General features: G+C 71.2%; 4 protein-coding genes and 1 pseudogene. 3 read left to right on the forward strand and 2 right to left on the reverse strand.

The genetic code is table 11. The features are described from left to right. Nucleotides 1-151 precede the first annotated feature (151 nt). Nucleotides 152-1462, forward strand: a complete 1311-nt coding sequence (locus ACZ3KP_RS25935; RefSeq protein WP_467502014.1) for an alpha/beta hydrolase — start codon at nt 152-154, stop codon at nt 1460-1462. Nucleotides 1463-1469: 7 nt separating this feature from the next. Continuing rightward, nucleotides 1470-1991 (forward strand): annotated as a pseudogene (locus ACZ3KP_RS25940) (type 1 glutamine amidotransferase family protein); the annotation flags it as partial. A gap of 34 nt (nt 1992-2025) precedes the next feature. On the opposite strand, the gene ACZ3KP_RS25945 reads toward ACZ3KP_RS25940, so the two are convergent. Further along, on the reverse strand, nt 2026-3765 hold the full coding sequence (locus tag ACZ3KP_RS25945) for a dolichyl-phosphate-mannose--protein mannosyltransferase (protein WP_467502016.1): 1740 nt from the start codon (nt 3763-3765) through the stop codon (nt 2026-2028). Nucleotides 3766-3782: 17 nt separating this feature from the next. Beyond that, nucleotides 3783-8624, reverse strand: a complete 4842-nt coding sequence (locus ACZ3KP_RS25950) for a family 43 glycosylhydrolase (protein ID WP_467502018.1) — start codon at nt 8622-8624, stop codon at nt 3783-3785. 342 nt (nt 8625-8966) lie between these two features. On the opposite strand from ACZ3KP_RS25950, the gene ACZ3KP_RS25955 reads away from it, so the two are divergent. Continuing rightward, complete coding sequence (locus ACZ3KP_RS25955) at nt 8967-9491, forward strand: hypothetical protein (protein WP_467502020.1); 525 nt, start codon at nt 8967-8969, stop codon at nt 9489-9491. Nucleotides 9492-9789 lie beyond the last annotated feature (298 nt).

Consider the following 9789-nt stretch of genomic DNA (forward strand, 5'->3'; position numbering starts at 1 on the left):
CCCGGTGTGACCTGGGTAAGTCCCCGCGTGTGACATAAAGGAACAGGCAATGACTTTCTCCTGAATCCGTCGTTACGGAACGAGGAAGGCTCTCCGGCCCTCCTTCTGTGCGTAGGCAATGTGCACAGGCAGGGAAGTCAGGACTGACGACATGGGTTTGACCAGTCGAACGACCGTATACGCGACGGTGGCGCTCGCCGCCCTGTGCGTGGCGCTGCTGGTTTGGCTCTGGCCACGGTTCGCCAAACCGGGACTGTGGCAGGTGCTGGGCCGGCTGGTCGCGATCGGTGTCACACAGGTGACGATCGTCGCCGCGTTCGCATGCGCGGTGAACTCGTCGTACCAGTTCTTCGGATCCTGGAACGAGCTGTTCGGGAACGTCGACACCGCACCCGTCGGCGTGACCCAGGCGGCCGGCGGGAACAACACGGTGAACGGCATCAGCACCGTTCACGGCGGGGCGCTCGTCCAGCCCGCGGGCGACGAGCAGTTGCGCCGGGTCAGCGGGCTGCCGAACGGGCCGGCCGCGGCCGTCGGGCGGGTGGAGTCGGTCAAGGTCATCGGCCGGCGCACCGGCGTGGTCGACCCGGCCTTCGTCTACCTGCCGCCGCAGTACTTCCAGAAGGCGTACCACCGGATGCGCTTCCCGGTGATCGTCGCGCTCAGCGGGTACCCGGGCAGCATCTTCAACCTCGCCCAGCACCTGCGGGTCTCGCAGACCGCGGGCGAACTGCAGAGCAAGGGCCAGATGCAGCCGACGATCATGGTGATGATCCGGCCCACCGTCGCGCCCCCGCGCGACACCGAGTGCGTGGACGTCCCGGGCGGACCGCAGACCGAGACCTTCCTGGCCAAGGACCTGCCCGAGGCGATCAAATCCGCGTACCGGGCCGGCCACGACGCCAGTGCCTGGGGCGTCATGGGCTACTCCTCCGGCGGCAGCTGCGCGCTCCAGCTGACGATGCGCAACCCCGGCGTCTACACCACGGCCGCCGCCCTGTCGCCCGACTACCGGGTCAAGGACGACCCCACCACCGGCAACCTCTTCGGCAGCGGTCTCGGCCGCCAGGCCCGGGTCGACGGTCACGACCTGATGTGGCGCCTCAAGCACCTGCCCGTCCCGCAGGTCTCCGTCCTGGTCGCCAACAGCAAGCACGGCGAGAAGGGCTACCCGGAGACCCAGGCCTTCATCAAGGCCGTCAGGCCGCCCATGAAGGTCGTGTCGATACTCCCCGAGAACGGCAGCCACAACTTCCCCACCTGGGTACGGGAGATGCCCGCCGCCCTGACGTGGATGAACGGCCAGCTGACCTTCCCGCAGGACGTCGTACCCCGCCACCTGCCCAAGAAGAAGGCCCCGGCCACGGGCGCCCCCAGCCCCACCCCCAGCCCGAAGCCCGACAAGGCCTCCCTCCGGGCGGAGGGCACCGAACCCAGGTCCACGGCCACCACGCGCCCCTAGGACGCGCAACCGGTGCCGCCAGGACGGGCTCGAGGCGTTCATCACGACGCCCGGGCCCGTCGTCACGTCCATGAACGGGGTGGAGGTGCGTGGGCAGCGGCCGTTGGAGTTCGTCGCCGAGGCCGATGTCGTGCTGGTCGGCAGCGGGGTGCGGACCCGGGACGTCGTCGCCGACGCCCGGCTGATCGCCCGGCTGCCGCTGGACCCCGGGCGCCAGCTGGTCGGGGCGCAGTGCTCCGGCGCGCTCGTGCTCGCCCGGCTGGGACTGCTGGACGGGACGCCCGCGTGCACGGACACGGTCAGCCGGCCCTTCGTCGAGGCCAGCGGGGTCACCGTGTTGGACGCCCCCTTCCACGCCCAGGGGAACATCGCCACGGCGGGCGGCTGCATGGCCTCGCAGTACCTCGGCGCCTGGGTGATCTCCCGGACCCTCGGCGACGCGGCCGTGCGCCGCGTGATCGACTACACCGCGCCGGTCGGCGAGAAGCGGGAGACCCTCGAGCGTGTCCTGCGTGTCGTGGCCGCGGGCCGGCCCCGCGGCCCTGAGGTGAGCGGGGTTCGCCTCAGATCCAGGTGTCCAGCCACATCCGGGACTGCCAGCCGGTGTACGGGATCGTCTGGCCGGTGTAGATCGGGAAGAAGTAGACGAAGTTCCAGGCGATCAGCACGACGAGGGCGCCCGCGGCCATCGCGCCGCGGATGCGCCGGTGGCGGCTCGCGTCCGGGGGGCCCACCAGCGCGCCGGTCATCATCGCCACGGCCAGGCACAGGTACGGCACGAAGACGACGGCGTAGAAGGAGAAGACCGTACGGTCCTGGTAGAGGAACCAGGGGAGGTATCCCGCGGCCACCGCGCACAGGATCGCACCGGCCCGCCAGTCGCGGCGCAGGGCCCAGCGGAACAGCAGGTAGCCCAGGGCGAGGCAGGCCGCCCACCACAGGGCCGGGGTGCCCAGGGCGAGGACGGTCCGGGTGCAGGCGGCCGCCGTGGTGCAGCCGTCCCGGCCGGGCTTCGGGGAGTCGTAGGCGAACAGCACCGGGCGGCCCATCACCAGCCAGCTCCACGGGTTCGACTGGTACTTGTGCGGCGTGTGCAGGCCCACGTTGAACTGGTAGACCAGGTACTCGTAGTGCCACAGGCTGCGCAGCGGGGCCGGTATCCACGACCAGGTGCCGCCCCGGCCGTCCGCCCAGTGACGGCCCCAGCCGTCGTCGGACAGGAACCAGCCGGTCCAGCTCAGCAGGTAGGTCCCCAGCGCGGTCGGCACCAGGGAGAGGACCGAGGGGCCCAGGTCCCGGCGCAGCACGGCACGGTACGGGCGGCGGGCGCCCGCGACCCGGCGGGCGCCGACGTCCCACAGCACGGTCAGCGCCGTGAAGAAGACCAGGACGTACAGCCCGTTCCACTTGGTGGAGGCCGCGAGGCCGAGGAGGACACCGGCCGCGAGCCGCCATGGCCGCGGGCCCAGGGCGGTGCGGTCACCGGTGTCCGCGTCCGGGCGGACCCGGCCGTCCGCGTCGGCCGGCAGCGCCGCCGCCAGCCTGGCCCTGGTCCGGTCCCGGTCGAGCAGCAGGCAGCCGAACGCGGCCAGCGCGAAGAACATCACCATCAGGTCCAGCAGGGCGGTACGGCTCATGACCAGGTGCAGACCGTCCATCGCCAGCAGCGCGCCGGCCAGGCACCCCAGGAACGTGGAGCGGAACAGCCGCCGGCCGATCCGGCACAGCATCAGCACCGACAGGGTGCCGAGGAGTGCCGTCATGAAGCGCCAGCCGACGGGATCGAGACCGAACAGCCACTCGCCGACGGAGATCACCCACTTGCCCGTCGGCGGGTGCGCGACGAACGAGCCGGTGTCGGAGAGCGGGATCACCTGGGGGTGCGCCAGGATCTGCGGGTCGGCGATCTTGCGGTCCGGCCAGGTGCCCTCGTAGCCGAGGTGCAGCAGCGCCCAGGCGTCCTTGGCGTAGTACGTCTCGTCGAAGACCAGGTCCCGCGGCTGCCCCAGGCGCCGGAAACGCAGGACGCCGGCCAGGAGGGCGACGAGCAGCGGGCCCAGCCATGCCATGGCGCGCGCGAGCCGGGCCGCCGGGGCCGGGCCGAGGCCCACGAGCCGCCAGAGGTGGGTGGCGGGCGCGGGGAACGGCGGAACGAGGCGTTCCCGGACGCCGGCGACCGGTGACGCGGTGCCCGGGGAAGCGGGGTGACCGCGTCCCCACAGCCGGTCCGGCCCGCACGGCGGGGCCGTCGCCGGAGGTGTGCCGTCGAGATCGTGGGAACGCGTCGCGCTGCTGCTCGTCACCCGCCGACCTTAATCCGTCAACGGACCGGCACCGTACGACTGTACGGAGATCGGGCAGTCGTACGGTGCCGCGGTCCGGTGGGCACCGTCACGGTGGCCGTGCCCCCGTCGTCGTCGGCGACCGTGACCACCGGGCGGTGGCCGCCCGGCCTGCGGTACCGGTGCTCGGCCAGGCAGTCGGCTCCCCTGATCCGGCCCTTCGCCGGGCGGCCGCCGTCCTTCCAGTCGACGGAGCAGGTGTGGGTGTCGGAGCTGCCCGGGTCGGTGAAGCGGACGGCGAGGGTCACGTGCCGGTCGCCGTGGCCGCGGGCGCCGGTGACGGCGGGCGGGGCGTTGGCGACGGTCACCGTGGTGGTGTCGGTGCTGCGGCCGCCGGTCAGGGTGAGGGTGAAGACGCCGTTGTCGGTGCAGGTGACGGTGGTCGCGGCGGCTGCCGGGTCGGCGACCGTGCAGGGGGCGCCCGCGGGGAGGGTCCACCTGGCGGGACCGGCCCCCGACACCGTGCCGGCGAGCGTGATCGCGGCGCCTTCCGTGCCGCCGGCGTCCGGGCCCGCGTGCACGACCGTCACCGGGTCGATGCTCGTGAGCGTCGGCACGACCGGCTTGATCAGTCCGTTCGCGTCGAACTCCAGCCTGTCGACGGTCGTTTCACGGTGCGTGCCGTCGCCGCCCGGGATGGCGAAGCGGTGGTAGGCGATGTACCAGTCGTCGGTGTTCGGGACGTGTACGACGCTGTGGTGGCCGGTGCCCTTGATACCGAGGGAGAGGTCCTTGGAGAGGATCACGCCCCGCTTGGTCCAGGGGCCGGTGGGGGAGGGGCCGGTGGCGTAGGCGACCCGGTAGTTCTCGTCCCGGGTGTCGTTCTCCGACCACATGAAGTAGTAGATCCCGTTGCGTTTGATGACGAACGAGCCCTCGTTGTAGCCGCTCGGCGTGATGTCCCGGACCTTCGCGGGGTCGAGGGACGTCATGTCGGCGTTCAGCGGGACCACGTAGGCGTGGCCGTTGCCGAAGTAGAGGTACGACTGCCCGTCGTCGTCGGTGAAGACGGCCGGGTCGATCATCTGGCCGCTGAAGTCACCGGCCGCGAGGAGCGGTTTGCCGAGGGCGTCCTTGAAGGGGCCGGTCGGTGAGTCGGCCACCGCCACCCCGATGTTCGCGTCGGCGCAGAAGTAGAAGTAGTACTTCCCGTCCTTCTCGGCGATCGTCGGCGCCCAGGCCCTGCTGTCCGCCCAGCTGACGTCCGGGCCCAGGTCGAGGACGACCCCGTGGTCCGTCCAGTGCACCAGGTCGGTGGAGGAGTACGCCTTGAACCGCGTCCCGCTCCAGCCGTCGTAGCCGTCGGTGGTCGGGTAGAGGTAGAAGGTGTCGCCGAAGCGCACGATGTTCGGGTCGGCGTTGAGGCCGGGCAGCACCGGGCTCCTCATGAGGAGCGCCGAGACCGTCCAGGTGCGCTTCGTGCCGTCGGAGCCCGTCACCTCATAGGTCACCGGCTTGCTGAAGTCCCGGACGCTCCCGGAGGCGGGGCTGATCGCGGCGCCGTGGGCGAGGGTGAACTCCGGTGCCAGGGCGGTGAGATCGGAGCCCTCGGTCATCGGAAGCGTGATCCTGCCGTCCGCGTCGTCGACGATGGCGTCGACCTTCAGGCCTGCCTGCGCGACCTTGGCGATCCCCGCCGTGTTGCCGCTGAGCTCCATCACCTCGGCCGCGGACAGCGCCCGGTCGTAGATGCGGAAGTCGTCGACCTCGCCGGCGAAGGAGGGGTCGGCGGCGTACAGCGAGCGGCCGATGTAGCCGGAGTAGTCCTTGCTCGCGTCGTACAGCTCGGACGGCTTGACGGTGGTCGTGGTGCGGGCGGCCTGGACGCCGTCGACGTACAGGACCATCGTGCCGGTCGAGCCGTCGAGGGTGACGGTGACGTGCCGCCAGCTGCCGGGGGTGAGCTGCGAGCCGGCCGTCAGCTTCGACTCCGCCTGCCAACTCGCCTTGGTGATGGCCGAGTAGAGGCTGGAGCCGCCGTTGGACGGGGTGGCGAAGAGGTACCTGTCGCTGTCGGGGCCCAGCCCGAACAGCCACTGGAAGCTGTCACCCCCCTTCCACTTGGCGTACGTCGAGACGGTCACGCTGTCCGCGTCCTTCAGCACCCCGTTCGGGATCTTCACGTACGGCGAACTCGCCGCGTCCCCGGACATCTTGAAGGAGCCGCCCTTCACTCCCGTACCGAAGGCGGGCGTGCGGACGTACGTGCCGTGGTGGCCGTGTCCGCTGGAGTCGACGGCGACGGTGCCGCCGGTCTCGTCGAAGTCGTAGTGCAGCAGCAGGTCGGCCGGGACGTCGGGGCCCTCCTCCGACACGGTGACCTCGGCCCGCACCGGTAGCGCGGTGCCGTCCGGGAGGCTGCCGGTGACGGTGAAGGTGCCGGGCCGCGCGTACGCGGACGCCGGGACGGCGTCCCAGGTGACGGCCACGGGCCGGTCGGCGCCGTCGGCGTAGGAGGCGATGACGGTGGCGGGCAGGACCGGCGCCTGCCCGGTCCTCGTCGTCACCCGCACGTCCTTGACGCTCTCCACCACCTGGTCCGGCTGGTAGGCGCGGAGCAGCCGGTCGTACTCGGCCTTGGTGACCGGGAGCACGGTGCCGTGGCGGGGCCTGGCGGGCAGGTCGTAGTCCGCGACCGGGGTCCAGGTCCCGGAGTCGAGATCGGTCGTCTCGAACGGGATGTACCCGCGCCCGCCGAACTCGTCGAGGAACGCGTACCACCTGTCCTCGGTGTTCGACTTGAAGACCAACGGTCCCTCGGCGGCGCTCATCGCCCCCTTGCCGATGCCCTCGGCGACGGGCGTCCAGTCGGTGCTGCGGATCGAGTCGCTCTTCTCCTCGAAGACGAACTTGCTGTTGGGGGTCGAGGAGCTGTTGTTCCGCTCGTCCTTGGAGAGCCGGTAGTAGGTGCCGTCCTTCTGGATCATCGTGGAGTCGATGACCGACCAGCCGCGGTCGATCCACACCTTGGGCTCGCTGAAGGTGTAGAAGTCCCGGGTGGTGGCGTACATCATCCGGTTGTACGTGTCGCCGGAGTGCGCCGCGTCGTCGTACAGCTTGGACGCCCAGAACACGACGTACTCGCCGCGCTTCGTGTCGTAGAAGGCCTCCGGGGCCCAGGTGTTGCCCGCGCTGTCCGGGGAGACGCGCACCAGCCGCTGGTCCGTCCAGTGGACGAGGTCGGTGGACTCCCAGACCATGATCGACTTGCTGCCGGTGCGCTGGGCGGCGTCCCAGTCGCCGTTGCCGTAGATCCTGAGGTCGGTGGCGATCTGGTAGAACTTGTCGCCCTCCGGGGAGCGGATGATGAACGGGTCGCGCAGGCCCTTCTCGCCGAGCGTGGAGGTGAGGACGGGCTTGCCGTCGTTCAGCTCCCGCCAGTTCAGCGGGTCGTTCCCCTTGCTGAGGGCGGCGTGGAGCTGTTCGCCGTCGGCGGTGCCCTCGCCGGTGAAGTAGCTGAACATGTAGCCCTTGAGGGCCTGCCTCGCGGGGAGTTCGGGGACCCGCGCGGTGACGGTGCGGGTGGCGGTGGCCGTGCCCTTGGTGACCGTCGCGGTCAGGTCGACCGTCGTGGCCCCGGCGCCGGGCGCGGGGCGGTGCACCGTGCCGTCGGGGGAGACCACGTCCGGGGCGGCGGAGGCCCAGGTGACCTTCGTGCCGTGGGCGCCGTCGGCGGGCAGGGTGAGGTTGCCGCGGACGTCGTCGAGGTGGTGGACGGTGAGCTGGTCGGCGGCCTGCCGGGCGGCGGTGGCGTCGTCGGGGTCGGCGAGGACGGTGATGTCGAAGGCCTTGGTGTCGGTGACCGGGCCCTTGGTGAGGGTCGCGGTGAGGGTGGCGTGGGCGTCGGGGGAGCCGGCGGCGGGGCGGGTCACCTTGCCGGAGTCCGAGACGACGCCGGGGTGGTCGCTGGACCAGGTGACGGCCGAGCCGCCCGCGGTACCGGTCTTCGGCAGGTCCAGGTCGGCGGTCACCGCGCCGGTGTCACCGAGACTCAGCGCCGCCTTGTCGTCGGCGACGCCCTGGGTGTCGACGGGCAGGGCGAGTCGCCCCACCTCGGAGCCGTCGAGGGCGCGGTCGTACACGCGGAAGTCGCGGATGCGGCCCTTGAAGAGCTTGTCGCCGGAGTACAGGGACCTGCCGATGTAGTTGGCGACGGTCCTGCCGGAACCGATCGCGCCGGGTGTGATGGTGACGGAGGTGTTGCGGCCGACCTCGGCGCCGTCCTCGTAGAGCACGCCGGTGGTGCCGGTCTGGGTGTACGCGATGTGCTTCCACACCGAGCGGGCCAGGTTGTGGGAGTCGGACGGCCTGGTCGTCTGCTCCGTCGACCAGTTGCCGGTGGCGAGGGAGGTGCGCAAGGAGTTGCCGGTGGTGAAGAGGTAGCCGTTGCCGTTGCTGCCGCTGGAGTTGCCGAAGCCGTACAGGAAGTACGGGGTGGACTGGGCGGAGTCGATGCGCACGTCCAGGGAGACCGTGATGGCGGACATGCCCTTCATGACGTCGTCCGGCACCTTGACGTAGGTGTCGGAGCCGTTGAAGCCCAGGCCCTGGCCGGTGGCCGACCAGTCGGCGGTGCCGCCGACCGTGCCGTCGCGGCCGTTGCCCGAGGCGTCGGGGACGGTGCTGCCGGTGTTCGCGTCCAGGGGGTACCAGAGGGCGAGGCCGTCGGCGGGGGCGCCGGCTTCGGCGGCGGCCCCGGTCCCGGCCGTCGCGGGGAGCGCCGGTGCGGCGAGGGCGAGGAGGGTGGCGGCGGCGGCCAGGGCGGCGAGACGGCCCGCCCGGCGTCTCGCGCGGCCACGGGGTCGTGCGGTGTGCGTCATGGGGGGCTCCCTGCAAGTCCCTTGCCGTTACGAGGAGATGACATCGCGTTGCGAGAGTGTCAAACGATGTCCATGGGGGCGTCAAGGCTTTTCGAACGATGTCCGACTGGTCGAACGTCTCGTGCGCGGGGGTGCGGGGCCGACCCGGCGGCCAGGTGAACGCCGGGTGCCCGACAGTCAAGTCATGGCCATGGTCTGGCGGGCGGTTGTCCCGGCCGTGGCCAATTCTCGCCCAAGGAATCCCGGGGCGGGCAAAGAGGTCTACCCGCATAGAGCCTGGCGGTGCTGTCATGCTCACGTCCGCTCGGCACCGTGCCGGGCGCCTCCCCGGGAGACCCCCACATGTCCCGAATACGCCGTCCCCTCGTGACCACCGTCTCCGCGTTCGCCCTCGCCTTCGCGGGCCTCACCCTCACCACCGGCACGGCGCACGCCCAGTCGTGCAGCCAGGCCTACCTCCCGCTGCCCGACCCCAGCTGCCAGCCCGGTGACCTCAACCCCGACGTCACCCAGAGCACCATCGACTCCACCATCTGCGTCTCCGGCTGGACCGCGACCGTACGCCCGTCCAGTTCCTACACCACCGCGCTGAAGAAGAAGCAGATCGTCGAGTACGGCTACACCGACACCAGCACCTCCGACTACGAGGAGGACCACTTCGTGCCGCTGGAACTCGGCGGCGCCCCCAAGAGCGAGCTGAACCTCTGGCCCGAGCCGGAGTACGGCACCACGACCGCCGCCAACAAGGACACCGTCGAGAACAAGCTCAAGAAGGCGGTCTGCGCGGGCACCGTCAGCCTCTCCGACGCCCAGGACGCGATCATCACCGACTGGACGACCGCCCTGTCCAGCCTCGGACTCGCCTGACCCCGCCAACTTTGCTGCCCCGCACGAGGCTTGGATCCGCCGCGTGCGGGGCAGAGCCCTCCTACCGGACACCGGGTGCGGGTCACGGTTCGGCACGAGGAGGGCGTCATGGACGGTCGGATCCGAGTACGCGTCGTTCGTCGCCCCGCTCCCCGGGGGCAGGAGATCGACCGCAGGACGCCTTCCGGGCGCATCCTGCCCTACTAGGCCCTGTCGTCACATTCCCGCCTGCCCCGCGACGCCATGCACGCTCCCCCAGCCTCCGGCCGGGGGGACCCCCACTCGCCGCACCGGGCCC

The sequence above is a fragment of the Streptomyces sp. NPDC020958 genome (assembly GCF_055562175.1).